We start from the raw sequence: 25258 nt of genomic DNA, 5'->3' as shown, positions 1-25258 counted from the left end.
CTATACGGAATAAGGAACATCATGCACTTTGGACGTCATATTTCAGGACAATTTAACGTAGAGCTAGAATCGATTCGTACTCATGTATTAACCATGGGTGGCTTGGTAGAACAGCAGCTTTCGTATGCTATTCAAGCCTTGCATAAAGAAGACATCGAACTGGCGCGTAAGGTTGTGCGTGACGATCATAAAGTGAATGCGATGGAAGTCTCGATCGATGACGCCTGCACACGCATTATTGCTAAGCGTCAGCCAACGGCAAAAGACTTGCGCTTAATCATGGCTATCATCAAAACGATCACTGATTTAGAACGTATCGGTGACGTGGCGACACGCATTGCTTACGTTGCCATTGAAAGCCCATCATCAAAAGAACGACAATTCCAAGTGTCGTTAGAGCCTCTCTGCCGTCAGGCAATTAATATGCTGCATCAGGTTTTGGATGCGTTTGCCCGCATGGATGTAGAAGCGGCAGCAGAGGTGCACAAGCAAGATGACAAACTAGACGCAGAGTATGAAGCGGTGATTCGTCAGTTGATGACTTACATGATGGAAGATCCAAAAAATATCCCCAACATTCTGCAAGTGATGTGGTCGGCACGCGCGATTGAACGCGTGGGGGACCGTTGCCAGAACATCTGTGAATACATTATTTACTTCGTGAAAGGGAAAGATGTACGCCACCTAGGTGATCAAAGTATTGATGACGTACTGAAGTAACTGATTTCAACAAATAGACCAGCTTTTAGTCTGGTCTATTTATTAGGGAGAGGGAAAGCACGTCAATATTTATCAGGAACGAAGGTCTGGTCATCAATGGGCGCTCTGACGTAACCTTCTTTATTGAGTTCAGGTAATTCGATGGGTGAGTACTCAAGTGCTTTGTAATCAATCTGGCTAAGTAAATGGCTGATACAGTTCAAGCGCGCTTTCTTTTTATCATCAGAAGGGACGACCCACCAAGGGCAGTTTTTCGTGTCTGTATAGGCAAACATCTTATCTTTTGCCTCCGAATACTCCGCCCAGCGGTGACGTGACTCCAAATCCATTGGGCTGAATTTCCAACGTTTGATCGGCGTATTAATTCGACCTAGAAAACGTTTTTCCTGCTCTTCGTCTGAAACCGAAAACCAATACTTAATCAGAATAATCCCAGAGCGTTGCAACATTCTCTCGAACTCAGGGCAAGAGCGTAAAAACTCCTCGTATTCGTCTGGAGTGCAGAACCCCATGACTTTTTCGACACCCGCTCGGTTATACCAACTTCGGTCAAATAAAACGATTTCACCAGCAGATGGTAAATGAGCGACGTAACGTTGGAAGTACCATTGTGTTTTTTCTTTTTCTGTCGGTGCAGGCAGAGCGACCACGCGACAAACACGCGGGTTTAGCTTTTCTGTGATGCGTTTAATCACCCCGCCTTTGCCCGCAGCATCACGGCCTTCAAACAGAACCACCACTTTTAACCCTTTGTGTTTGACCCACTCTTGAAGTTTTACGAGCTCAACTTGAAGGTTTTTGAGCTCCTTTTCGTATTCCTTTTTCTTCAATTTAGACATACATCTTTCCTCACTCCTTGATAAACAATATGTTAGCACTCAAAAGCTATGCGTGTGAGGTTGCGGTGGTCTATTTGAGAGTTGCTACGACATCGGTAATGGCTTGTGTACTTGTGATGGGGATTAAGAAATCATCGACATCAGTTGCGCCCATTTTGCTTTGTTCAGCAATAAAGGTCATTTTACTCGGTCGAGTCGTTTTCCCTGACAAATGGATTTCAGGAACCTGAGTGTCTTCTACTAATGCACGTACGTTACTCGCATTAACGCCAGCACCCGCCATGATTGCAATGCGTCCTTGGGCTTGTTCAACAAGAGATTTAAGTACTTTCTGGCCTGCTGGCGCAGAAGGTGCGAGCCCTGAAGTGAGAATGCGTTCGCAGCCCAAACTGATGACCTCTTCCAATGCTGATTGAGCGTTTCTACATTGATCAAAAGCACGATGGAACGTTATGCCCAGCCCTAATTCCTGTGCGAATTCGCACAGTGCTGTTGCAAAGGGCATGTGAATATCCCCCTCTTGAGTGAGTACACCTAAAACCACACCATCCAAGCCCGATTGGTGAGCAGCTTCAATATCCCACCGCATCATTTCGATCTCTTCTTCATTGTAGAAGAAGTCACCTTGGCGTGGGCGGATCATGGCATAAACTGGAACACTAGAAAGCTTAGCCGCTTGCTGCATAAAGCCATAACTGGGTGTTAGTCCGCCTAAAGCCAAAGAGGAGCAAAGCTCAATCCGAGTGGCGCCGCCAGCAATGGCGTAGTGCAGAGATTCAATATTATCGATACAGACTTCTAGGTGAGTAACCACGTTCATTTATCCTGCTAACGTTACAAATAAGTGTTGTGGCTAAGATATTAACAGGGCCAGTAAGCAGAATCTGTATGGAGGGCATGAGAAATAGAGGTAAAGTTTACGCTGCAGCGTTACCTCATTTTGGCGGTTTATCTGAAGGTAAAAGAAAGCCCAGAGCATTTGCTCTGGGCTTTGATAGGACTTTACTTAGACTGATTGGCGTTTGCGGTTTTCCGCATTAGCTTTTTGCTTTATATACATCCAACCATCACACCCGTTGAGCTAGGGTGAAGGTCTATTATTTTTTGCCTAGGTCAGCTGCGTGCTCAGATAGGAACGCTGCAACACCTTTTGGAGATGCGTCCATACCTGCTTTACCTTCTTCCCATTGTGCAGGACATACTTCGCCGTGCTTCTGGTGGAAGTTAAGAGCGTCAACCATGCGTAGCATTTCGTCGATGTTACGGCCTAGAGGTAGGTCGTTAACTACTTGGTGACGTACAACGCCTTCTTCGTCGATTAGGAAAGAACCACGGAAAGCAACGCCTGCTTCTGGGTGCTCAACGTCGTAAGCTTTACAGATTTCGTGCTTAACGTCAGCAACTAGTGGGTACTTAACTTGACCGATACCGCCATCTTCGATAGCAGTGTTACGCCATGCGTTGTGAGAGAACTGAGAATCGATAGAAACACCGATTACTTCAACACCTTTAGCTTGGAAATCAGCTAGACGGTTGTCGAATGCGATTAGCTCAGATGGGCAAACGAAAGTGAAATCTAGTGGGTAGAAGAATACTACTGCTTTCTTACCTTTAGTGAACTCTGCAAAGTTGAAGTTTTCAACGATTTCACCGTTACCTAGAACAGCTGCTGCAGTAAAATCAGGGGCTTGACGACCTACTAGTACCATTTTTTTGCTCCTAAAAAGTATGGTTAGTTCCAAACCGAATTCAGTTGTGTCGGTTTGGTCCGTGTTTGTACGAGACAAACTATAGTACAGATTGTAGTATTGAAAAAAGCGAAATAAATAGATTGAGTTAATCGAAAAAAACGATAATAGCAAAACTCTTAACTCGATCACTGGAACGGCGGTAGATACAAATACAATTATGAATAAATGGCCCAGTTTGAAGCAGTTGCACTACTTAGTCACGCTGCATGAAACAAGACATTTTAGTGACGCTGCAGAGCGTTGTTTTGTCAGTCAGTCGACTTTAAGTAAAGGTATTCAAAACTTAGAGGAATTGATTGGTTGTCCATTATATGAAAAGAAAGACAAGAAAAGTCCACTGGTTTTTACCCAAACGGGAGAAATGGTAGTAAAGCAGGGGCGAGAGCTGTTAGCAAAAGGGCAAGATTTGGTCGAGCTTGGACGTATGTGCCAAGGCGACGATATGCAAGGCCAGCTAAAAGTGGGATGCATACCAACAATTGCTCCGTTTTTACTGTGTGATTTGGTGCAAGAGGTTAACTACCGTTTCCCACAACTGAATCTTTTATTAAGAGAAGACACGACAACAAACTTACTTCAAGCGCTTAGACACGGTGAGTTGGATGTGCTCATTTTAGCGTTGCCAGTGGAAATTGACGGTATGGAAAGTCGAGTGGTGGGTAAGGATCCGTTTCGAATGGTTATTAGTGCGAATCAAGCCCAATCGGTGCCTGTGCCGATTCGTTACGCAGATTTACCTGACGAATCCGTCTTTTTATTAGAGAAAGAGCATTGCTTAACGGAACACGCGGTATCTGCGTGTAAATTAACAGATAAAGAAAAAATTAATCCGTTTACAGCAACCAGCCTTCATACTTTGGTGCAAATGGTTGCGAATGGTTTGGGAACGACGTTCATTCCTCAAATGGCTATCGACCACGGCCTGCTGCATAACCAGAATTTAGTCGTGATCGATCCCCCAGGAAAGCAAGCCTATCGCGAAATTGGCTTAGTTTGGCGTCCGAGTTCATCAAGAACGAAAACATTTAATCAGCTTGCAGAAGTCGTTTCCGAACTGCTTTAGCTATTAGTATTAGCCTCTACATCTCCATTATTTATCTAAAAGCGCACTGAAAACAGTGCGCTTTCTAGTATTTTATTCTGTTGGTGAACTTTGACTTGTAAAATTTTACAGCTCTTCTTTGATGAAGCTTTCATAAAATAGTGAAATTTCACAATGTTAATTTTACACAAAACCTTGTATGTCTTGTTTGACCCTTGTTTGAATCCACCTTGCCAGCCCTTGTGAATACAAGGCGTTTGTTTACCAGTCTATATTCATACACTCGTTTGAAATGATAAATCGACCTTAAAATTAATGTAATTTAATTACGTAATAAATTGCAAAAATAGGTGTTCGATAGGCGGTTTTTACCCTGCCGAATAAAACTTCGAATTTTCTGTTTTGTTTATCTTGGGGGTTTCGTTAAACCCTTTGTTGAGATAGCTTATTTAAAGGCCGATAAGACTTATGTCTAGATTGAAAATACACATAATATTACGCAATCTATCGACATGGCTAGACGAGTTGAACACAAAGTTAAAGGATGTAATTTGTTGTTCATAACTTACAAATGTAGCTTTACGCTGACTGCCCAAGATGGATAAAGCACGTTAAGGATGAATGATTATGCTTGCTCAGACAGAACAAAAAACACAACAACTAAAGCAAACCCAAGGCATGCTTGAGGTGAATGGAGTCGTTGCTCCAGAACATCAAGCAATTTTCCCTGTTGAAGCCCAAACCTTTTTATCTCTACTGTGTGAAAAATTTGCCGGACGTGTTGAGCAGTTGCTGGAAGCACGAGAAGAGAAGCAAGCGCGTATCGATGCAGGTGAGCTGCCAGACTTTTTACCAGAGACACAAGACATCCGTGAAGGAAGCTGGAAGATCCTGGGAATCCCACAAGATCTGCAAGATCGCCGTGTGGAGATTACCGGACCAACTGATCGCAAGATGGTGATTAACGCACTGAATGCGAATGTAAAAGTGTTCATGGCAGACTTCGAAGATTCAATGTCTCCAGCATGGAGTAAAGTGCTGGATGGGCAAGTGAATTTACGCGATGCCGTGAATGGCACCATCAGTTACACTAACCCTGGCAATGGCAAGCATTATCAGCTGGAAGATGACCCAGCGGTGTTGATCTGCCGTGTTCGCGGCCTTCATTTAAAAGAAAAACACGTTACGTGGCACGGTCAGATCATTCCAGGTGCGCTATTCGATTTCGCTCTGTACTTCTATAACAACTACAAAGCGTTACTTCAAAAAGGCAGCGGCCCTTATTTCTACATTCCAAAACTGCAATCGCATCACGAAGCGAAGTGGTGGAGCGAAGTGTTCCATTTCACGGAAGACTATTTCGGTCTTGATACAGGCACCATCAAAGCGACTGTGCTGATTGAAACTTTACCAGCCGTATTCGAAATGGATGAGATTCTGTTCTCACTTAAAGAACACATCGTTGGTTTGAACTGTGGTCGCTGGGATTACATCTTTAGCTACATCAAAACCTTGAGGAAGCACCCTGAACGCGTACTGCCAGATCGCCAAGTGGTCACTATGGACAAGCCATTCTTGAACGCTTACTCGCGATTATTGGTGCGTACTTGTCATAAACGAGGTGCTTTCGCGATGGGAGGAATGGCTGCCTTTATCCCAGCGAAAGACCCGCAAGAGAATCAAAAAGTATTAGACAAGATTCAGACTGACAAATCGCTAGAAGCAAACAATGGTCACGACGGTACTTGGGTAGCTCATCCAGGTTTGGCTGACACCGCGATGGAAGTTTTTAGTGCTGTACTGGGCGAGCGCACCAACCAATTGGATGTGAGTCGTTCAGAGGATGCACCTATTACAGCGGCTGAACTACTCGAGCCTTGTGAAGGCGAGCGTACAGAAGCCGGAATGCGCCACAATATTCGTGTTGCGCTGCAATACATCGAAGCTTGGATTTCTGGTAATGGTTGTGTACCGATTTATGGCTTGATGGAAGATGCGGCGACAGCTGAAATCTCTCGCGCTTCTATCTGGCAATGGATTCAACACGGCAAGTCGCTAGATAACGGATTGAAGGTCACTAAGGATCTGTTCGAGCTCTATCTAAAAGAAGAGATTGAAGTAGTGAAACAAGAAATTGGCGAGCAGCGCTACCAAGCGGGTCGATTTGAAGAAGCGGCAGACTTGATGGCAAGGCTCACTACGAGCGATGAGCTGACCAACTTTTTAACAATTCCTGGTTATGACTACCTGGATTAATAAAGAATAACTGTAACACCAATAACGTGAAGGATTTTCAGGGCAGATAGGGAAGTACTGCCTGAGAACGGAAACTCAACGCACACGCATAAAGTGCAAATTATAAAGAGGGATAGACCAATGACTAACTTAACTCGCCGCCAACAAATTGAAGCTCTGGAAAAAGACTGGGCAACTAACCCGCGCTGGAAAAATGTAAAGCGTACATACACTGCTGAGGAAGTGGTGGAACTGCGTGGTTCTATGGTACCTGCCAACACAATTGCACAACGTGGTGCAGACAAACTTTGGTCACTGGTCAACGGTAGTGCGAAAAAAGGTTACGTAAACTGTCTTGGTGCGTTAACTGGCGGCCAAGCTGTTCAACAAGCTAAAGCTGGTATTGAAGCGATTTACCTATCTGGTTGGCAGGTTGCAGCGGACAACAACACCGCTTCAACGATGTACCCTGACCAGTCTCTATACCCAGTCGATTCTGTACCGTCAGTAGTAAAACGCATCAATAACTCGTTCCGTCGTGCAGACCAAATCCAATGGTCAGCAGGTAAATCGCCTGAAGATGAAGGTGGTATTGATTACTTCCTACCTATCGTAGCGGATGCTGAAGCGGGCTTTGGTGGTGTGCTTAACGCTTACGAGCTCATGAAGTCGATGATCGAAGCAGGCGCAGCGGGCGTTCACTTTGAAGACCAGCTAGCATCGGTGAAGAAGTGTGGCCACATGGGCGGCAAGGTATTAGTTCCAACGCAAGAAGCGGTGCAAAAACTGGTTGCTGCTCGTTTGGCTGCTGATGTGGCGGGAACAACAACATTAGTTATTGCTCGTACTGATGCGAATGCGGCAGATCTCATTACTTCAGATTGCGACCCATACGATAAAGACTTTATTGAAGGAGAGCGTACTCAAGAAGGTTTCTACCGCGTTCGCGCTGGTATCGACCAAGCCATCTCTCGCGGCCTAGCTTACGCACCGTATGCAGATTTGATCTGGTGTGAAACAGCGACGCCATGTTTGGAAGAAGCACGTAAGTTTGCAGAAGCGATTCACGCTGAATACCCAGATCAACTGTTGGCATACAACTGTTCGCCGTCCTTCAATTGGGAGAAGAACCTAGATGCAGAAACTATTGCTAAGTTCCAACAAGAGCTGGCAGACATGGGCTACAAGTACCAATTCATCACGCTAGCAGGTATTCACAACATGTGGTTCAACATGTTCGAACTGGCACACGCTTACGCTCAAGGTGAAGGTATGCGTCATTATGTTGAGAAAGTTCAGCGTCCTGAATTCCAAGCGGCTGAAAAAGGCTATACGTTTGTTGCGCACCAACAAGAAGTAGGTACAGGTTACTTCGATAGAATGACCAATACTATCCAAGGTGGTAACTCTTCAGTGACCGCATTGACCGGTTCGACCGAAGAAGACCAATTCTAATTGGCAGAGAAACACTTCCTTAATCAGCGTCAGTAATGGCATTTTGAGCGGCAACCCTGCCGCTCTTTTTTCGTTTAAAACGTTTAAGAAACGAAATTTACACCCAAGATAACGCGTTTGCGTATTATTCTTCTGGCTCTATTTCTTCGGGTTCCACTTCTTCTTGCAGTTCCAATAAGTTAATCGCAATGGTCACAAAGTCACTGTCAGTAATGATGCCTACCAATCGACCCTTGGTGACAACAGGTAAACAGCCAACTTTGTGCTTTTGCATGTAGATAGCGCTCTCTTTAAGCCCCGCGATGGGTTCGGCCGTCATGATGTTAGTGTGCATCATTTCGTAGAGCGGTGTATCTAGAGTAAAAGATTGTTCAGCCTCATCTGGGTGCAAGCTCGATTCTTGAGCAGCAAGAATGTCGCGTTGAGTCACCAAGCCTTGTAAGTGGTTATTGGCATCAACAACCGGAATATGTCGAATATCAAGCGCATCCATCATGCTTTTTGCATCACGCAAGGTGTGCGTGCGCAGTAAGGTATGAGGATTACGAGTCATCATGTCTTCAACCTTGATCATAGAGACCTCCAGCGGCATTGTCCTTCTCTTAAATATAGAGAATATTTTTCTGTATATCTGGGAGCTAACTCGTTTTTCATCAATTAAATAGCACAATACACTTGCGCTTCTTTTTGTCTGCGTAATCTGTGTCTTATCGACGTTTTTATTAATTTGAATAAGTCGGTTTGCGTGCGAGTCAGTTGGCATTTTTGATTGATATTGAATGTGTACCCAAGGTAATCCAATGAATTGAATCGCACATTTTTATTCGTTGGATTTTCCAAGATTCGTCTCTCGAAGAAGATACGCTCAGGCTTACCAAATTGAAGACAGCAACCTAAATGAAAAGAACAACGTGTAACAAACTCATTGCGCTGGCAGTGGCGGCATTCAGTGTGCAATCAGCACAGGCGATTGTGTTAGGAGATGAACTAACCGACTCTGTTGACCGCGTTACTTTACGAGCAAGTAATATGGCAGAGTTCCCACTGTGTGGCGGCACCATGCTGACGGAGCAGTGGGTGTTGACTGCGGCACACTGCGTGGTAATGGGGCAGGGAACGAACGAAGCAAGCTACTATGTGACCCCGCCGGGCGAGTTGTCGGTGAATGCGAATGTGCATGAACTTAATTCAGCAGGGCTTGATAACTTCTATCCGGTGTCTCACGTTGTGGTTCACCCTGATTACACGCGGATTTCAAAAGCTGAGACCGACAGTAATGGCAACGTGAAACCTATCCAAACCGGTTTAGACTCAGACATCGCGTTGCTGTATCTCACGCGCCCAGTGGCAAACGCAAGCTTTGCTGATTTAGCAAACAAAACCGACATGGAGAGTATCGAAGCGCGTTTGGCAGCGGATTGGAACGATAATTACCTGACCAATCAACGTGTCAAAAATGTGCAAGTGTTTGGGTGGGGGACCACTCAGCCGGATGCTTCTGAACCTTCCAATACTCTCAAAACCACCATTAGTACATTTTTGCCCATCGACAAGTGTTATGAGCGTTTAGAAATTGGCAGCAGTTTTCCGGGGCTCATCGACTCAAGAGAAAACCAAACCAAAATTTGTACGCTACCAACGAAAAACCGAGTATTAGAGCCGGATAGCCACACCCAATATGGTAACTCTGCATGTAAAGGTGACAGTGGTGGTCCGCTGGTCGATGTGGCGACGGGAAAACAGATTGGTATTGTTAGCGGTGGACCTCTCATTCTTCCGACATGTGGCTCTTTGACGATTCCAAGTTTCTACACTAAGGTGAGCCAATATTACGACTGGGTACAGTCTTACATTACTGCCGATGTGCCACCAAGTAGCTACATCATTGCACCGAACTTTATTAAAGAGGCTAATAACGAAGTCGGCGGAGATAAAGAGTGTCACGACGGTATCGCAACCAATAACTGTGATTTCAAAGGGTCAGATGATGATGGCGGCAGTCTCGGTCTGTGGCTATTGGGTCTATTCGTGCCCTTGGCGTGGTGGCGAAGGCGTGAGGTTTGATAGGGCGATTTGAATACTAAACAAGTAAGCAGCGTTATGCGCTGCTTTGCTTTTTAATGTTCCATTTCTTTCGACTTAAACTGAAAAATAATGCCAAGTGATCGCGGTTTTTCACGTTTTATTACACTCTTCATCATGGCTTTTACAGTGATATTCTGGGGATTTGCTTGCTATTGCAGTATGTAAACATATACTAGTCTGCTGCGAAAAACTCGTCGCAATTTTATCGTCGTCCTAGACGTGATTTGACCAATATATAAGACAAGTAACATGCAAGTATCAGATTTCCATTTCGACCTTCCAGATGAACTTATCGCTCGTTACCCTCAGCCAGAGCGTACCGCTAGCCGACTATTACAAATGGACGGCAATACCGGAGAGCTAATTGATGGCACATTTACTGATGTATTGGGCCAAGTTCAACCCGGTGATCTCGTGGTGTTTAATAATACTCGTGTTATACCTGCTCGTCTTTTTGGTCGTAAAGAGTCGGGTGGTAAGCTAGAGGTGCTGGTGGAGCGCATGCTTGACGAGAAAAGCATCCTCGCGCACGTTCGCTGCTCTAAATCTCCAAAACCAGGTACAACCATCATTGTTGGCGAGAATGATGAATACTCAGCAGAAATGGTGGCGCGTCACGACGCTCTATTTGAACTGAAATTTAACGCTGATAAGACGGTATTAGAAATTTTGGAAGAAATCGGCCACATGCCACTTCCTCCTTACATTGACCGCCCAGATGAAGATGCAGATAAAGAGCGTTACCAAACCGTATATAACCAGAAGCCAGGCGCAGTAGCGGCGCCGACAGCGGGTCTTCATTTTGATGATGTTCTACTAGAGAAAATCAAAGCGAAAGGCGCAGAGTTTGCTTACGTCACTTTGCACGTTGGTGCTGGTACATTCCAGCCAGTAAAAGTAGAAAACATCAACGATCACCATATGCACGCTGAGTACGTAGAAGTACCGCAAGAAGTCGTCGAAGCAATTAAAGCGACGAAAGCGCGCGGTGGACGAATTATTGCTGTTGGTACTACATCGGTACGCTCACTTGAAAGCGCAGCGCAAGACGCATTGAAAAAAGGGACTGAGTTGGCCCCATTCTTTGGTGATACAGAAATCTTTATTTTCCCTGGCTACGAATATCAGCTTGTGGATTGCTTGATTACCAATTTCCACCTGCCAGAATCCACACTGATCATGTTGGTGAGTGCATTTGCAGGTTATGAGAACACCATGAATGCTTACAAGCATGCGGTAGAAAACAAATATCGCTTTTTCTCATATGGTGATTCAATGTTCATCAAGAAGAAAACGATTTAGTAAAAAATAAGATTTACGAGTGCTAGCAGTAAGCTAGGAAATAGAGCAGAACCTCTGCTTTATCTCTCGCAAGGAAAAGCGACCGCTCCTTAAAGTAGGGTAGAGCCCTAAACACTCAGTCAGACTGTTTCTCTGACACCTGGAGGCATCGTGAAATTAAAATTCGATCTTAAGAAGAAAAACGGCAATGCGCGTCGTGGTCAACTGACTTTCGAACGTGGCACTGTTCAAACCCCAGCGTTTATGCCAGTTGGTACTTACGGTACGGTTAAAGGCATGACGCCAGAAGAAGTGAAAGGTACGGGCGCAGAAATCCTACTAGGTAACACGTTCCACCTTTGGCTGCGTCCTGGTCAAGAAGTCATGAAAATGCACGGCGACTTGCATGATTTTATGAACTGGCACGGTCCTATTCTTACTGATTCAGGCGGCTTCCAAGTATTCAGCCTTGGCAAGATGCGTACTATTACCGAAGAGGGTGTGCACTTCCGTAACCCAGTTAATGGTGACAAGATTTTCATGGACGCAGAAAAGTCGATGGAAATTCAAAAAGACCTAGGTTCTGACATCGTCATGATTTTTGACGAGTGTACGCCATACCCAGCGACACACGATGAAGCGAAGAAATCGATGGAAATGTCGCTACGTTGGGCACAGCGCTCACGTGATCACTTCGAGAAGCTAGAAAACCCGAACAACCTGTTTGGTATTGTTCAAGGTGGTGTTTACGAAGATCTACGTGATGTGTCGGTAAAAGGTCTAACGGAAATCGGTTTTGACGGTTACGCGGTTGGTGGCTTGGCAGTAGGCGAGCCTAAAGAAGATATGCACCGTATTCTTGAGCACACTTGTCCGCAGCTTCCAGAAGACAAGCCTCGCTACCTAATGGGCGTGGGTAAACCAGAAGACTTGGTTGAAGGTGTTCGCCGTGGTATCGACATGTTTGACTGTGTAATGCCAACGCGTAACGCGCGTAATGGTCACCTGTTTGTGACTGGTGGTGTGATCAAGATCCGTAATGCGAAACATAAAACGGATACAACCCCGTTGGATCCGCACTGTGACTGTTACACTTGTCAAAACTACAGTAAATCGTACCTTCATCACTTAGAGCGTTGTAATGAAATTCTGGGTGCTCGTCTGAATACGATCCACAACCTACGCTACTACCAGCGTCTGATGGAAAGTATTCGTAAAGCGATTGATGAAGATCGTTTTGATGAGTTTGTTACCGAGTTCTATGAGCGTCGTGGCCGTGAAGTGCCACCACTAGCAAAAGAACAGTCATTGACGGACTAAAAAGAATTAAAGCCTTTGGCATGTCGCCAGAGGCTTTTGCTAATAAAGTAGGCTAACGCACGTTATTTTTGAGAGAGTGATCGCTATTAGTTACTCTCAGACTTGAATCTAAAATGCGAAAGCCCAACTTGTTGGATTATCAATAAAATATAATGAGGATGTTTTAATGTTTATTTCTCAGGCTCACGCAGCAGCAGAAGGCGCGCCAGCAGGCGGTGGTTTTGAAATGCTAATCATGCTTGGCATGTTCGCAGTGATCTTTTACTTCATGATTTACCGCCCACAAGCGAAACGTGTAAAAGAGCACAAGAACCTAATGGCTTCTATGGGCAAAGGCGACGAAGTTCTAACTAGCGGTGGCCTAGTGGGTAAAATCACTAAGATTGCTGAAGACAATGACTACATTTCAATCGAGCTTAACGCGAACAATGAAGTGGTAATCAAGAAAGACTTCATCACTGCAGTGTTGCCAAAAGGTACGCTTAAGTCTCTATAAAACAGCTAAAGGATCCTCGCTGTGCTAAACCGTTATCCATTATGGAAGTACTTGATGGTATTTTTTGCCATCATCACCGCTGCGTTATACGCACTTCCAAATATCTACGGTGAAGATCCGGCTATTCAAGTTACAGGGGCGCGTGGCGCCTCTGTAGATATGTCAACGCTGGATGCTGTCACTACTGCTCTTGATAAAGAGCAACTCTCTCATAAATCCATTGCTCTCGAGAATGGATCAATTCTTGTTCGTTTTAACGACACTGACACGCAAATCAGTGCTCGTGATGTCATCAGCGAAGCGCTTGGCAAAGACACAATTGTTGCACTTAACCTTGCTCCTTCTACACCCGATTGGCTAGAAGCGATTGGCGCGTCACCATTAAAGCTGGGTCTTGACCTTCGTGGTGGTGTCCACTTCTTAATGGAAGTAGACATGGACGCTGCGATGGAAAAGCTCGTTGGTCAGCAAGAAGAAGCTTTCCGTAGCGAACTTCGTGAGGCAAAAATTCGTTATCGTGCTATCCGCCCTTCTGGCAAAGAAGCGGTAGAGGTTCTGCTACGTAACGAAGAGCAATTAGCAGAAGCGAAAGCAATGCTAGAAAAGAATCACCCGGACATGCTCTTTGTCGAATCTGATTCAAATGGCCGTTACGCTCTTACTGCGACCTTTACCGAGCAACGTTTACAAGAGATCCGTAACTACGCTGTTGAGCAAAACATTACGATTTTACGTAACCGTGTAAACGAGCTAGGTGTTGCAGAGCCTCTCGTTCAACGTCAAGGTGCAAGTCGAATTGTTGTTGAGCTTCCTGGTGTTCAAGATACTGCTCGTGCAAAAGAGATTCTAGGTGCGACTGCAACGCTAGAATTCCGTGAAGTTGACGATAAAGCTGACCTATCAGCGGCGGCAAATGGTCGTGCGCCAGCAGGCAGTGAAATCAAAATGGACCGAGACGGTCGTCCGGTTGTGCTTAAGAAGCGTGTTATTCTTGGTGGTCAAAGCATTACGGATGCAAGCTCAAGTGTCGATGAATACGGTCGTCCACAAGTTAACATCTCGCTAGACAGCGAAGGTGGTAACAAGATGTCAGCGTTCTCTAAGAAGAACATCGGTAAGCTAATGGCTACCGTGTTTGCTGAGTACAAAGACAGTGGTCGTCGTACGCCAGAAGGCAAAGTCATCCTAGATAAGCATGAAGAAGTCATCAACCAAGCGACGATTCAATCGGCTCTTGGACGTAACTTCCGTATCACGGGTATAGACTCCGCAGCTGAAGCGCACAACCTTGCACTTCTATTACGTGCTGGTGCACTGATCGCACCTATCTCTATCGTTGAAGAGCGTACTATTGGTCCATCAATGGGCCAGCAAAACATCGATATGGGTATCCAAGCGTGTATCTGGGGTATGGTTGCGGTAATGCTATTTACACTGCTTTACTACCGTGGCTTTGGCTTGATTGCCAACATCGCTCTAATGGCTAACTTAGTGTTGATCATTGGTGTGATGTCGATGATTCCAGGCGCTACCATGACGCTTCCGGGGATTGCCGGTATCGTGTTAACGGTCGGTATGGCGGTTGATGCGAACGTACTGATCTTCGAGCGTATCCGTGAAGAGCTTCGTGATGGGCGTAGTCCACAACAAGCTATTCACCAAGGTTACGCGAATGCATTCAGTACGATTGCAGATGCGAACATCACGACATTGATTACTGCAATTATCCTATTTGCAGTCGGTACTGGTGCAGTGAAAGGTTTCGCGGTTACTCTATCTATCGGTATCTTAACTTCAATGTTCACCGCCATTATTGGTACACGTTGTATCGTGAACCTGATTTACGGTGGCAAACGCGTTGATAAATTGTCGATCTAAGGCTGGGAATTAATATGTTTCAAATTCTAAAAGCAGAGAAGACGATCGGCTTTATGCGTTGGTCGAAAGTAGCATTCGTTTTTTCAATCTTTATGATTGCTGCTTCTATCTTCACTTTGTCAACTAAGTGGCTAAATTGGGGCCTAGACTTCACTGGCGGTACGCTAATTGAAGTTGGCTTTGAAAAACCTGCGAACCTTGAAAAAATCCGAACCGCTTTAGATGCGAAAGGTTTTGGTGATGCGACAGTACAAAACTTCGGTAGTGCTCGTGAAGTAATGGTTCGTCTTCGTCCACGTGACGACGTTTCTGGTGAAACGCTGGGCAACCAAATCATTGGTGCTATCAAAGATGGTACTGGCGAAAGCGTAGAAATGCGTCGTATTGAATTCGTAGGTCCTAACGTTGGTGATGAGCTAACAGAAGCTGGCGGTCTAGCGATCCTCGTGTCGCTGATCTGTATCCTGCTTTATGTCTCGATGCGATTTGAATGGCGTCTAGCGGCTGGTGCGGTTATGGCATTGGCTCACGATATCATTATCACGTTAGGTGTTTTCTCATTCCTACAAATAGAAGTTGACCTAACCATCGTCGCAGCACTATTAACGGTAGTCGGTTACTCGCTCAACGATACCATCGTTGTGTTTGACCGTATCCGTGAAAACTTCCGCAAGATGCGTAAAGGTGAGCCAGCCGATATCATGGACGCTTCAATCACCCAAACATTGAGCCGTACGTTGATTACCTCGGGTACAACATTGTTCGTGGTAATTGCACTGTTCATGCAGGGTGGTGCGATGATTCACGGCTTCGCAACCGCACTTCTACTTGGTATCACTGTAGGTACTTACTCTTCTATCTACGTAGCATCAGCACTAGCGCTAAAACTGGGCATCCAGAAAGAGCACTTGATGCCACCTCAAGTAGAAAAAGAAGGCGCAGAGTTCGACGAAATGCCATAAGGCAGGTTGAGAATCGAAAACAAAAACCGCTGAGCAATCAGCGGTTTTTTTGTATCTGAATCGAGCCGTATGCTTGTAGAACCTTACTGTATGGAGAGCCTTACATTACAGCTAAGTAGATACGGTTCAGTAGATACAAAAAAGCCCCGCTCATTGAGTGGGGCTTTCTAAAGTCATCAGCGTGACGGGCTAAATATGACTTTCAAATCTTACTTAAGGATCGCGCTGTTACCGTTTTCGCGGATGTGCTTAAGGATAGATTTTACGCCACGAGCGCTTGAAGCAACAATGTTACCAGACTTCATGTACTCAGTGCCGCCAGCAAAGTCAGTTAGGATTGCGCCAGCTTCACGAGCAATAAGCTCACCTGCTGCCATATCCCAAGGTTTTAGACCTAGCTCGAAGTAACCATCAACACGGCCAGCAGCCACGTAACATAGGTCAAGAGCAGCAGAGCCGCTACGACGGAAATCAGCACATTCAGTGAATAGCGCACCAACGATCTTGATGTAAGACTCAGCGTGTTGTTTCTGTTTGAATGGGAAACCAGTAGCTAGAACAGTACCTTGAAGGTCTTTTAGTTGAGCAACACGGATACGCGCACTGTTTAGTTGAGCGCCTGCACCACGTTGTGCAGTGAATAGCTCGTTTTGCATTGGATCGTAAACACAAGCAACTTCAGTTTTGCCTTTGATACGAACTGCGATAGAAACCGCGAAAGTTGGGTAACCTTTTACAAAGTTAGTGGTGCCATCCAGTGGGTCGATGATCCATTGTACGTCTTTATCTTTACCTTCGATAAGACCTTGTTCTTCAGCAACGATACAGTGCTCAGGGTAAGACTGCTTGATAGTATCGATGATGATGTATTCTGCTTCTTTATCTACATTAGTGACAAAGTCATTAGTGCCTTTAAGAGTAGATTCTACTTTATCAGTGTTTTCTAATGATTTAGCAATATGATTGCCTGCCTTTCGCGCAGCGCGAATAGCAATGTTTAGCATTGGATGCATACGAATTTCCCAACGGATGTTAAAGAACAAATGAAAGCGGCGGCGAGTATACCAGAGATCAGTAAAAAGGGAAGTGGTTATTTTTTGTTCTAAAGTCAGTGGTTTTATTGTATTTAGCTTGAGGCGAACGAGAACAATGACCAAGAATGAGAAGAGAGGCCTGCTTCGCCCTAGGGTGTGTTAAAAAACTATGGTAACATTCTGCGGTTTTAATTTAGGTAGCAAACACAGATGTTGGATCAAGTAAAAATTGTACTCGTAGGTACCTCTCATTCAGGCAATATTGGCTCAGCAGCTCGAGCTATGAAAGTGATGGGTTTAAGCCAACTAGTATTAGTCGATCCACAATGTGAAGTGGATAAACAAACTCTTGCTTTGGCTGCGGGTGCTGGTGATATTGCTCAAAATGCAAAGATTGTCGGCACATTAGAGGAAGCGGTTGAAGATTGCAGCCTTGTGGTGGGCTCCAGTGCTCGCTCTCGTACATTAGAATGGCCAATGCTTGAGCCACGTGAATGTGGTGAGAAATTTGCGGTTGAGGGTAGAAAACACCCTGTCGCGCTCGTGTTTGGTCGTGAAAGAACTGGTCTAACAAACGAAGAGCTGCAAAGGTGTCACTACCATGTTTGCATTCCTGCTAACCCTGAATATAGCTCGCTTAACCTAGCGATGGCCGTACAAACTCTGAGTTACGAAGTACGAGTTGCGCATTTGAACTTAGAGCAAAGCCAGTTTGCCCCAAATGAGCCGGAAGAGTACCCACGTCATAGAGAGCTCGAAATGTTCTTCGAGCATCTTGAAAAGGTGATGGTTGAGACCCAGTTTATCAATAAAGAGCAACCAGGGCAGGTGATGAATAAATTGCGTCGCTTGTTCTCTCGTGCTCGGCCAGAAACCCAGGAGCTCAATATTCTACGCGGCATTTTGACCTCGATAGAAAAGAAGTTCTGAATAAATAATAACCACTTTAGGTGTAAGGATGAATACCTGAGTAAAATGGTCAAATAAATACTTGACCAAATTACTCAGGTATGGAAAAATCTTAACCATTACAAACCATGTGGATACGGTGTGGTATGAAACTTACATCTAAAGGAAGATATGCGGTGACAGCCATGCTGGATGTGGCACTGCATTCGCAACAAAACCCTGTACCTCTTGCTGACATCTCAGAGCGTCAGGGGATCTCGCTCTCTTACTTAGAGCAGCTATTTTCAAAATTGCGTAAAGCAGGTCTCGTTGCCAGCGTTCGTGGTCCTGGTGGTGGTTACCGACTTGGTGCCGACGCACACAGTATCGCTATTGGTACCGTGATTGCAGCCGTTGATGAGTCAGTCGATGCAACCAAATGCCAGGGCAAAGGAGATTGCCAAGGTGGAACACGTTGCCTTACTCACACGCTATGGCGCGACTTAAGCTCTCGCATTAGTGACTTCTTGAATAACATCACTCTTGGTGAGTTGATGACAGACAATGAAGTCCTCGAAATTTCTGATCGTCAGGACATTGATCTGGCGGTAACCCATGGGCTATCAAACAAAAATACAACCGCCGCGCCCATCGGTGTAAACGTCCGCTCTTAGCGGTCAGCTTTTTACATTGGAGTAGAGAATGAAACTGCCGATTTATCTTGATTATTCCGCTACATGTCCAGTTGATCCACGTGTTGCTGAAAAAATGGTTCAGTACATGACAATGGATGGCACATTTGGCAACCCAGCGTCGCGTTCGCACCGTTACGGCTGGCAGGCAGAAGAAGCGGTCGATACTGCTCGTGAGCAAATTGCTGACCTTCTAAATGCAGATCCTCGCGAAATCGTATTTACATCTGGTGCGACAGAATCAGACAACCTTGCTATTAAAGGTGCAGCGCACTTTTACTCGAAGAAAGGCAAGCACGTAATCACTTGTAAAACAGAGCACAAAGCCGTTCTTGACCCATGTCGTCAACTTGAGCGTGAAGGCTTTGAAGTGACTTACCTTGAGCCAGAATCAAATGGCTTGATCGATCTAGAGAAGCTTAAAGCGGCAATGCGTGATGACACAGTGCTTGTGTCTATTATGCACGTAAACAACGAGATTGGTGTGGTTCAAGACATTACTGCGATCGGCGAATTGTGTCGTGAGCGTAAAATTGTTTTCCACGTGGATGCAGCGCAATCTGCAGGTAAATTACCAATCGACGTTCAAGAGATGAAAGTTGACCTAATTTCGCTTTCTGCTCACAAAGTTTATGGCCCTAAAGGCATCGGTGCACTTTACGTTCGTCGTAAGCCTCGTATTCGTCTTGAAGCGCAAATGCACGGTGGCGGCCATGAGCGTGGTTTCCGTTCTGGTACACTTCCTACTCACCAAATCGTTGGTATGGGTGAAGCATTCCGCATTGCAAAAGAAGACATGCAAAAAGATTACGATCACGCTTTAGCGCTTCGTAACCGTCTTTTTGATGGCGTGAAAGACTTAGAAGCAGTGACGGTAAACGGTGACCTTGAGCAACGTGTACCACACAACCTAAACATCAGCTTCGCATTCGTAGAAGGTGAATCACTACTAATGTCGCTTAAAGATCTAGCGGTATCTTCTGGTAGTGCTTGTACGTCTGCAAGCCTTGAGCCTTCTTACGTTCTTCGTGCCCTAGGCATGGATGATGAATTGGCTCACAGCTCGGTTCGTTTCTCGTTTGGTCGTTTCACGACTGAAGAAGAAATTGATTACGCAATTGAACAAATCCGCGTTGCAGTGACTAAGCTACGCGACATGTCTCCTCTATGGGATATGTACAAAGAAGGGATTGATTTGAGCACTGTTGAATGGGCTCACCATTAATCTCAGGGATTGAAATAGAGGATTCGAGGTAATTTATCATGGCATACAGCGAAAAAGTAATTGATCACTACGAGAACCCACGTAACGTTGGTTCATTCGATAAAGAAGACCCATCAGTAGGTAGCGGCATGGTTGGCGCTCCAGCTTGTGGTGACGTAATGAAGCTTCAAATCAAAGTGACACCGGAAGGTATCATCGAAGATGCGAAGTTCAAAACATACGGTTGTGGTAGTGCAATCGCATCAAGCTCACTAGTAACTGAGTGGGTAAAAGGCAAGTCAGTTGATGAAGCAGCAGCAATTAAAAACTCTGAAATTGCTGAAGAGCTAGAGCTTCCACCAGTGAAAGTTCACTGTTCAATTCTTGCTGAAGATGCAATCAAAGCAGCGGTTGCAGACTACAAGAAAAAACACCAAGAATAATTATTCCGTAATATAATGGGAGCTTTGACGCTCCCATTCCAATCGAAATTTAGACAGACTAAGGTGCAGTATGGCCATCACAATGACAGAATCAGCGGCAAGTCGCGTAAGAGCATTCCTAGATAACCGAGGCAAAGGTATCGGTTTACGTCTTGGAGTGAAGACGACTGGTTGTTCAGGCATGGCATATGTACTTGAGTTTGTTGATGAGCTTAACGAAGAAGATGAAGTTTTTGAACTCTCTGGAGTGAAAATCATCATCGACAAAAAAAGCTTAGTGTACCTAGACGGTACCGAATTGGATTACGTGAAAGAAGGGTTGAATGAAGGTTTTGAATTCAACAACCCTAACGCGAAAAGTGAATGTGGTTGTGGTGAAAGCTTCAACGTCTAATTGATTGTCCTTCTGGGCAAGCGAGTCCGGAAGGCTTTACTAGGACCCGAACTTAATGAATCACTTTGAATTATTTGGGCTACCAAGTCAGTTTAAGCTGGATGGTAGCCTTCTTTCTTCTCAGTTCCGAGAACTACAAAAACGCTTCCACCCGGATAACTTTGCAACGGGATCTGAACGTGACCGTTTGATGGCGGTGCAAAAGGCAGCGCAAATCAACGATGCCTATCAAGTTCTGAAAAAACCTATCTCCCGTGCCGAGTACATCCTCGCAGAGCAGGGAGTTGAGATCCGAGGTGAACAGCAGACAATGCAAGATCCAATGTTCTTAATGGAGCAAATGGAGCTGCGCGAAGAACTGGAAGAAATTGCTGACAGCACCGATCCTGAATCGGCGCTTTTTGACTTCGATTCTAAGGTCAGCAAAATGTACAAACAGCATCTGGCAAGCGTCGAGCAAGAGCTTGATGATGGTCTTTGGGCTGAAGCCGCAGACCGAGTTCGTAAGCTAAAATTCATTGCCAAACTAAAGAACGAAATTGAACTAGTCGAAGACAAACTCCTCGGCTAGTTAGCGTGACAAGGACCTATCATGGCACTACTTCAAATCGCAGAACCGGGCCAAAGCTCGGCACCTCATGAGCATAAGTTAGCAGCGGGTATCGACTTAGGTACTACCAACTCTTTGGTTGCTTCTGTACGTAGCGGCGATGCAACTCCACTTGCGGACGAGCAGGGCCGTACTATTTTACCTTCAGTCGTTAATTACACTGAGGAAACGTTAACGGTTGGCCACGAAGCCAAAGCCAAAGCAGAGCTTGAACCAGAGAACACTATTATCTCTGTAAAACGTTTGATCGGTCGTTCATTAAAGGACATTCAGTCCCGTTACTCTTCACTTCCTTATCGTTTTAGAGAGAGTGAAAATGGTCTTCCGATCCTGCAAACGCCTCAAGGTGACAAAAACCCGATTGAAGTATCTGCGGACATTCTAAAAGCGCTAGGTAAGCGAGCAGAAGAAACGTTAGGTGGTGAGTTAGCGGGTGTTGTGATCACTGTTCCTGCTTACTTTGATGATGCTCAGCGTGCAGGTACGAAAGACGCCGCGAAATTAGCTGGTCTTCATGTTCTCCGTCTGCTTAACGAACCAACCGCCGCGGCAATTGCTTATGGCCTAGACTCAGGCCAAGAAGGTGTGATTGCGGTTTACGATCTAGGTGGCGGTACTTTTGATATCTCTATCCTACGTTTATCGAAAGGCGTATTTGAAGTATTAGCAACAGGTGGCGATTCTGCCTTAGGCGGTGATGACTTTGACCATCTGTTAGCGGATTACCTAATGGAGCAAGCGGGTCTCGAAGCCCCACTTTCTGCTGAAAAAAACCGTACGCTACTGAACATTGCTACTGCGACTAAGATTGCTTTCTCTGAGCAAGACAGCGTTGATGTTGACGTGTTTGGCTGGAAGGGCACCGTTACTCGTGAGCAGTTCGAAGATCTGATTCGCCCATTAGTGAAGAAAACACTAATGTCTTGTCGTCGTGCATTAAAAGATGCTGATGTTAACGCAGACGAAGTACTCGAAGTTGTCATGGTTGGTGGTTCAACACGCACATTGCTGGTTCGTGAAATGGTAGGCGAGTTTTTTGGCCGCACACCGCTAACAAGCATTAATCCTGATGAAGTTGTCGCAATCGGCGCGGGTATCCAAGCCGACATTCTAGCGGGTAACAAGCCTGATTCAGAAATGTTACTTCTTGACGTGATCCCACTGTCGCTTGGTATTGAAACCATGGGTGGTTTGGTTGAGAAGATCATCCCTCGCAATACCACGATTCCTGTTGCGCGTGCGCAAGAATTTACCACATTCAAAGATGGCCAAACGGCCATGAGTGTCCATGTGGTACAAGGTGAGCGTGAAATGGTTGATGATTGTCGTTCGCTGGCTCGTTTCTCATTGAAAGGCATTCCACCGATGGCGGCGGGTGCGGCACATATTCGTGTGACTTACCAAGTTGACGCTGACGGTCTTCTTTCTGTTACGGCAATGGAAAAGAGCACCGGTGTTCAGTCAGAGATTCAAGTAAAACCTTCTTACGGGTTAAGCGATAATGAAGTGGCGGATATGCTGCGTGATTCAATGACTCACGCTAAAGAAGACATGCAAGCTCGTGCGCTAGCTGAGCAGCGTGTTGAGGCCGACCGTGTGATAGAAGGCTTGATTGCAGCGATGCAAGCTGATGGTGACGAACTACTATCAGAACAAGAGAAACAAGACCTGATAAAAGCCATCGAAGCCTTGATTGAGCTGCGTAATGGTGATGATGCCGATGCGATTGAGCAAGGCATTAAAGATACCGATAAAGCGAGCCAAGATTTCGCATCGCGCCGTATGGATAAATCGATTCGAGCTGCGCTGTCAGGTCAATCAGTAGACGATATATAAGAGATAAGTAGTTATGCCTAAGATTATTGTATTACCACACGACGATTTGTGCCCAGAAGGCGCAGTGTTGGAAGCAAACACTGGTGAAACCGTTCTGGACGTAGCGCTAAAAAATGGTATCGGTATTGAACATGCGTGTGAAAAATCATGTGCTTGTACCACCTGCCACGTGATCATCCGTGAAGGTTTTGATTCGCTAGAAGAAAGTGAAGAGCTGGAAGACGACATGCTGGATAAAGCGTGGGGTCTAGAGCCTGAATCACGTCTAGGGTGTCAGGCGAAAATTGCTGATGAAGACTTAGTGGTAGAAATTCCTAAGTACACGCTAAACCACGCTTCAGAAGATCACTAAAACTATCTTCCCAATATAGGGAAGAAGCAAAAGGAAGATGAGCAATGAAATGGACAGATTCTCGCGATATCGCGATTGAACTTTGTGACAAGTTTCCAGATGTTGATCCGCAAACGGTGCGTTTTACCGATCTTCATCAATGGATCATGGAGTTAGATGAGTTTGAAGATGACCCAAACCATTGTAACGAAAAGATTCTGGAAGCCGTTATCATGTGCTGGATGGATGAAGCAGACTAAGTCTGTAAAACACAGCCTAGTTAACAATTCTTACTAAAAAAAGCGGACCTTTAGGTCCGTTTTTTTATCCAATTGACATTTTTGCCCTACATAATGCTAACATCCGTGAGTTATTAAAAAGAAGCAGCGTAGGCAACGCTGCTATAAGACAAGGAGAAACCATGTCTACACAGATGTCTGTATTTTTAAGTCAAGAGTCGGCAGCACCACATTGGGGTGAAAAAGCACTGCTTTCATTCGCTGAAAACGGCGCAACCATTCATTTAGGTGAAGGTCACGATCTTGGTGCAATTCAACGTGCAGCTCGTCAGCTAGATGGCCAAGGAATTCGTTCTATTTTTCTTTCCGGTGATAACTGGGATTTAGAGAGCGTTTGGGCTTTCCACCAAGGTTACCGTAACCCCAAAAAACATGGCTCAGTTGAGTGGTCTGCATTGTCTGAAGAAGATCAAGCAGAGCTTCAAGCGCGTATTACCGCGACTGATTTTACCCGCGATATCATCAATAAAACCGCAGAAGAAGTTGCCCCTCGTCAGCTAGCGACAATGGCCGCTGAATTCATCAAATCTGTTGCGCCTAAAGGCACAGTGACAGCTCGTATCGTCAAAGACAAAGACTTGTTGGCAGAAGGTTGGGAAGGTATTTACGCCGTAGGCCGTGGTTCGGAGCGTACTTCTGCGATGCTCCAGCTAGACTACAACCCGACAGGTGACGAGAACGCACCAATATTCGCGTGTCTTGTCGGTAAAGGTATCACCTTTGATTCGGGTGGTTACAGCTTGAAGCCTTCTAACTTCATGAGCGCAATGAAAGCAGACATGGGTGGCTCAGGCACCATCACCGGTGGTCTTGCACTGGCGATTCTTCGTGGTTTGAACAAGCGTGTAAAACTGATCCTTTGTTGTGCAGAGAACATGGTTTCTGGTCGCGCACTCAAGCTTGGCGACATCATCACCTACAAAAACGGTAAAACCGTTGAAATCATGAACACCGATGCAGAAGGTCGTTTAGTGCTTGCTGATGGTCTTATCTACGCCAGTGAGCAAAAGCCTGAGTTAATCATTGATTGTGCAACACTAACAGGTGCGGCGAAGAATGCGTTGGGTAATGATTATCACGCATTAATGAGTTTCGATGACGAGTTATCGCATCAAGCGCTCACTGCGGCAAACCAAGAAAAAGAAGGTTTATGGCCGCTACCACTTGCTGACTTCCACCGTGGAATGCTGCCGTCAAACTTTGCTGACCTATCGAATATCAGTTCTGGCGATTACTCTCCGGGTGCAAGCACAGCAGCAGCATTCTTGTCTTACTTCGTAGAAGACTACAAAAAAGGCTGGTTGCACTTCGACTGTGCGGGTACATACCGTAAAGCCGCGTCTGATAAATGGGCTGCGGGAGCTACGGGTATGGGCGTTCGTACACTTGCTCGTTTCCTCAATGAGCAAGCTGGTAAATAAGATTGATTTCAGCACTCCTTGTTTGAGTGCTGCTCTTACCCA

Annotated in this window: 25 protein-coding genes; 20 read left to right on the top strand and 5 right to left on the bottom strand. The window is 45.4% G+C overall.

Annotation, left to right across the window (positions count from 1 at the left end; genetic code table 11):
• The first annotated feature begins 21 nt into the window (after positions 1-21).
• Positions 22-720 carry a phosphate signaling complex protein PhoU gene (gene phoU, locus F7Y48_RS04565; RefSeq protein WP_005381744.1) on the top strand — a complete coding sequence of 233 codons (699 nt, stop codon included), beginning with the start codon at positions 22-24 and terminating at the stop codon, positions 718-720.
• Between the two features lie 62 nt (positions 721-782).
• Here the strand turns inward: phoU and ppk2 are convergent, their stop codons facing one another.
• From ppk2 to F7Y48_RS04550, 3 genes are all read right to left on the bottom strand, one after another.
• Positions 783-1559, bottom strand: a complete 777-nt coding sequence (ppk2, locus tag F7Y48_RS04560; protein WP_005381743.1) for a polyphosphate kinase 2 — start codon at positions 1557-1559, stop codon at positions 783-785.
• A gap of 70 nt (positions 1560-1629) precedes the next feature.
• Entirely contained in the window at positions 1630-2373 is a 744-nt protein-coding gene (locus F7Y48_RS04555; protein WP_109170053.1) for a copper homeostasis protein CutC, read from the bottom strand.
• 283 nt (positions 2374-2656) lie between these two features.
• Positions 2657-3268, bottom strand: a complete 612-nt coding sequence (locus F7Y48_RS04550; RefSeq protein WP_005381738.1) for a peroxiredoxin C — start codon at positions 3266-3268, stop codon at positions 2657-2659.
• Positions 3269-3467: 199 nt separating this feature from the next.
• Between F7Y48_RS04550 and F7Y48_RS04545 the strand changes: the two genes are divergently transcribed.
• From F7Y48_RS04545 to aceA, 3 genes are all read left to right on the top strand, one after another.
• Complete coding sequence (locus tag F7Y48_RS04545; protein ID WP_005383681.1) at positions 3468-4373, top strand: hydrogen peroxide-inducible genes activator; 906 nt, start codon at positions 3468-3470, stop codon at positions 4371-4373.
• Positions 4374-4979: 606 nt separating this feature from the next.
• Positions 4980-6608 (top strand): malate synthase A, encoded by a 1629-nt coding sequence (gene aceB / locus F7Y48_RS04540; protein WP_316681678.1) that lies wholly within the window; start codon positions 4980-4982, stop codon positions 6606-6608.
• 120 nt (positions 6609-6728) lie between these two features.
• Positions 6729-8042, top strand: a complete 1314-nt coding sequence (gene aceA / locus F7Y48_RS04535; RefSeq protein WP_005391585.1) for an isocitrate lyase — start codon at positions 6729-6731, stop codon at positions 8040-8042.
• A gap of 124 nt (positions 8043-8166) precedes the next feature.
• Here aceA and F7Y48_RS04530 read toward each other — a convergent pair whose 3' ends face one another.
• Positions 8167-8616, bottom strand: coding sequence for a CBS domain-containing protein (locus tag F7Y48_RS04530; RefSeq protein WP_005391583.1), 450 nt, complete (start codon positions 8614-8616; stop codon positions 8167-8169).
• 323 nt (positions 8617-8939) lie between these two features.
• Between F7Y48_RS04530 and F7Y48_RS04525 the strand changes: the two genes are divergently transcribed.
• The 6 genes from F7Y48_RS04525 (at position 8940) to secF (ending at position 16064) form a co-directional block, all read left to right on the top strand.
• Positions 8940-10106: a S1 family peptidase gene (locus F7Y48_RS04525; protein WP_182036891.1), complete on the top strand. Its 1167-nt coding sequence runs from the start codon at positions 8940-8942 to the stop codon at positions 10104-10106.
• 270 nt (positions 10107-10376) lie between these two features.
• A complete protein-coding gene (gene queA / locus F7Y48_RS04520; protein WP_006741890.1) occupies positions 10377-11429 on the top strand; it encodes a tRNA preQ1(34) S-adenosylmethionine ribosyltransferase-isomerase QueA in 1053 nt (350 codons plus the stop codon).
• Positions 11430-11579: 150 nt separating this feature from the next.
• Positions 11580-12728 (top strand): tRNA guanosine(34) transglycosylase Tgt, encoded by a 1149-nt coding sequence (gene tgt / locus F7Y48_RS04515; protein ID WP_005391577.1) that lies wholly within the window; start codon positions 11580-11582, stop codon positions 12726-12728.
• A gap of 166 nt (positions 12729-12894) precedes the next feature.
• Positions 12895-13224 (top strand): preprotein translocase subunit YajC, encoded by a 330-nt coding sequence (yajC, locus tag F7Y48_RS04510; RefSeq protein ID WP_005381725.1) that lies wholly within the window; start codon positions 12895-12897, stop codon positions 13222-13224.
• A 21-nt stretch (positions 13225-13245) separates the two neighbouring features.
• A complete protein-coding gene (secD, locus tag F7Y48_RS04505) occupies positions 13246-15102 on the top strand; it encodes a protein translocase subunit SecD (RefSeq protein WP_006741889.1) in 1857 nt (618 codons plus the stop codon).
• Positions 15103-15116: 14 nt separating this feature from the next.
• Positions 15117-16064: a protein translocase subunit SecF gene (secF, locus tag F7Y48_RS04500; RefSeq protein WP_005391572.1), complete on the top strand. Its 948-nt coding sequence runs from the start codon at positions 15117-15119 to the stop codon at positions 16062-16064.
• A gap of 209 nt (positions 16065-16273) precedes the next feature.
• Here secF and suhB read toward each other — a convergent pair whose 3' ends face one another.
• Complete coding sequence (gene suhB / locus F7Y48_RS04495; RefSeq protein WP_047010191.1) at positions 16274-17077, bottom strand: inositol-1-monophosphatase; 804 nt, start codon at positions 17075-17077, stop codon at positions 16274-16276.
• A 231-nt stretch (positions 17078-17308) separates the two neighbouring features.
• On the opposite strand from suhB, the gene trmJ reads away from it, so the two are divergent.
• From trmJ to pepB, 10 genes are all read left to right on the top strand, one after another.
• Positions 17309-18028, top strand: a complete 720-nt coding sequence (gene trmJ, locus F7Y48_RS04490; RefSeq protein ID WP_258508365.1) for a tRNA (cytosine(32)/uridine(32)-2'-O)-methyltransferase TrmJ — start codon at positions 17309-17311, stop codon at positions 18026-18028.
• Positions 18029-18153: 125 nt separating this feature from the next.
• Positions 18154-18660: a Fe-S cluster assembly transcriptional regulator IscR gene (iscR, locus tag F7Y48_RS04485; protein WP_005381720.1), complete on the top strand. Its 507-nt coding sequence runs from the start codon at positions 18154-18156 to the stop codon at positions 18658-18660.
• Positions 18661-18688: 28 nt separating this feature from the next.
• On the top strand, positions 18689-19903 hold the full coding sequence (locus tag F7Y48_RS04480; protein WP_005391556.1) for an IscS subfamily cysteine desulfurase: 1215 nt from the start codon (positions 18689-18691) through the stop codon (positions 19901-19903).
• Between the two features lie 38 nt (positions 19904-19941).
• Entirely contained in the window at positions 19942-20325 is a 384-nt protein-coding gene (gene iscU, locus F7Y48_RS04475; protein WP_005381718.1) for a Fe-S cluster assembly scaffold IscU, read from the top strand.
• A 70-nt stretch (positions 20326-20395) separates the two neighbouring features.
• Positions 20396-20719, top strand: coding sequence for an iron-sulfur cluster assembly protein IscA (iscA, locus tag F7Y48_RS04470; protein ID WP_005391554.1), 324 nt, complete (start codon positions 20396-20398; stop codon positions 20717-20719).
• Positions 20720-20774: 55 nt separating this feature from the next.
• The gene (hscB, locus tag F7Y48_RS04465; protein ID WP_316681674.1) at positions 20775-21290 is read left to right on the top strand and encodes a co-chaperone HscB; all 516 of its coding nucleotides are present in this window, start codon (positions 20775-20777) and stop codon (positions 21288-21290) included.
• 21 nt (positions 21291-21311) lie between these two features.
• Complete coding sequence (gene hscA / locus F7Y48_RS04460) at positions 21312-23165, top strand: Fe-S protein assembly chaperone HscA (protein WP_046874339.1); 1854 nt, start codon at positions 21312-21314, stop codon at positions 23163-23165.
• Positions 23166-23178: 13 nt separating this feature from the next.
• Positions 23179-23517 (top strand): ISC system 2Fe-2S type ferredoxin, encoded by a 339-nt coding sequence (fdx, locus tag F7Y48_RS04455; protein WP_005391548.1) that lies wholly within the window; start codon positions 23179-23181, stop codon positions 23515-23517.
• A gap of 44 nt (positions 23518-23561) precedes the next feature.
• Positions 23562-23756: a Fe-S cluster assembly protein IscX gene (iscX, locus tag F7Y48_RS04450; protein ID WP_005391546.1), complete on the top strand. Its 195-nt coding sequence runs from the start codon at positions 23562-23564 to the stop codon at positions 23754-23756.
• 161 nt (positions 23757-23917) lie between these two features.
• Positions 23918-25216 (top strand): aminopeptidase PepB, encoded by a 1299-nt coding sequence (gene pepB, locus F7Y48_RS04445; RefSeq protein ID WP_005391544.1) that lies wholly within the window; start codon positions 23918-23920, stop codon positions 25214-25216.
• Positions 25217-25258: the final 42 nt, after the last annotated feature.

This window comes from Vibrio sp. 2-1-2a (assembly GCF_032648565.1).
GTDB classification, from domain to species: Bacteria; Pseudomonadota; Gammaproteobacteria; order Enterobacterales; family Vibrionaceae; genus Vibrio; species Vibrio diabolicus.
The sequence above is the reverse complement of the archived record's forward strand: the minus strand, read 5'-3'. Positions and strand labels throughout refer to the sequence as shown.

Excerpts from the sequence above, each read along its gene's own strand:
- phoU (WP_005381744.1), top strand. The coding sequence starts at position 22 with ATGCACTTTGGACGTCATATTTCAGGACAATTTAACGTAGAGCTAGAA.
- iscA (WP_005391554.1), top strand. The coding sequence starts at position 20,396 with ATGGCCATCACAATGACAGAATCAGCGGCAAGTCGCGTAAGAGCATTC.
- queA (WP_006741890.1), top strand. The coding sequence starts at position 10,377 with ATGCAAGTATCAGATTTCCATTTCGACCTTCCAGATGAACTTATCGCT.
- suhB (WP_047010191.1), bottom strand. The coding sequence starts at position 17,077 with ATGCATCCAATGCTAAACATTGCTATTCGCGCTGCGCGAAAGGCAGGC.
- iscU (WP_005381718.1), top strand. The coding sequence starts at position 19,942 with ATGGCATACAGCGAAAAAGTAATTGATCACTACGAGAACCCACGTAAC.
- trmJ (WP_258508365.1), top strand. The coding sequence starts at position 17,309 with ATGTTGGATCAAGTAAAAATTGTACTCGTAGGTACCTCTCATTCAGGC.
- aceB (WP_316681678.1), top strand. The coding sequence starts at position 4,980 with ATGCTTGCTCAGACAGAACAAAAAACACAACAACTAAAGCAAACCCAA.
- yajC (WP_005381725.1), top strand. The coding sequence starts at position 12,895 with ATGTTTATTTCTCAGGCTCACGCAGCAGCAGAAGGCGCGCCAGCAGGC.
- pepB (WP_005391544.1), top strand. The coding sequence starts at position 23,918 with ATGTCTACACAGATGTCTGTATTTTTAAGTCAAGAGTCGGCAGCACCA.
- secF (WP_005391572.1), top strand. The coding sequence starts at position 15,117 with ATGTTTCAAATTCTAAAAGCAGAGAAGACGATCGGCTTTATGCGTTGG.
- F7Y48_RS04550 (WP_005381738.1), bottom strand. The coding sequence starts at position 3,268 with ATGGTACTAGTAGGTCGTCAAGCCCCTGATTTTACTGCAGCAGCTGTT.
- hscB (WP_316681674.1), top strand. The coding sequence starts at position 20,775 with ATGAATCACTTTGAATTATTTGGGCTACCAAGTCAGTTTAAGCTGGAT.
- F7Y48_RS04530 (WP_005391583.1), bottom strand. The coding sequence starts at position 8,616 with ATGATCAAGGTTGAAGACATGATGACTCGTAATCCTCATACCTTACTG.
- F7Y48_RS04525 (WP_182036891.1), top strand. The coding sequence starts at position 8,940 with ATGAAAAGAACAACGTGTAACAAACTCATTGCGCTGGCAGTGGCGGCA.
- F7Y48_RS04545 (WP_005383681.1), top strand. The coding sequence starts at position 3,468 with ATGAATAAATGGCCCAGTTTGAAGCAGTTGCACTACTTAGTCACGCTG.
- aceA (WP_005391585.1), top strand. The coding sequence starts at position 6,729 with ATGACTAACTTAACTCGCCGCCAACAAATTGAAGCTCTGGAAAAAGAC.
- fdx (WP_005391548.1), top strand. The coding sequence starts at position 23,179 with ATGCCTAAGATTATTGTATTACCACACGACGATTTGTGCCCAGAAGGC.
- iscR (WP_005381720.1), top strand. The coding sequence starts at position 18,154 with ATGAAACTTACATCTAAAGGAAGATATGCGGTGACAGCCATGCTGGAT.
- hscA (WP_046874339.1), top strand. The coding sequence starts at position 21,312 with ATGGCACTACTTCAAATCGCAGAACCGGGCCAAAGCTCGGCACCTCAT.
- iscX (WP_005391546.1), top strand. The coding sequence starts at position 23,562 with ATGAAATGGACAGATTCTCGCGATATCGCGATTGAACTTTGTGACAAG.
- F7Y48_RS04480 (WP_005391556.1), top strand. The coding sequence starts at position 18,689 with ATGAAACTGCCGATTTATCTTGATTATTCCGCTACATGTCCAGTTGAT.
- ppk2 (WP_005381743.1), bottom strand. The coding sequence starts at position 1,559 with ATGTCTAAATTGAAGAAAAAGGAATACGAAAAGGAGCTCAAAAACCTT.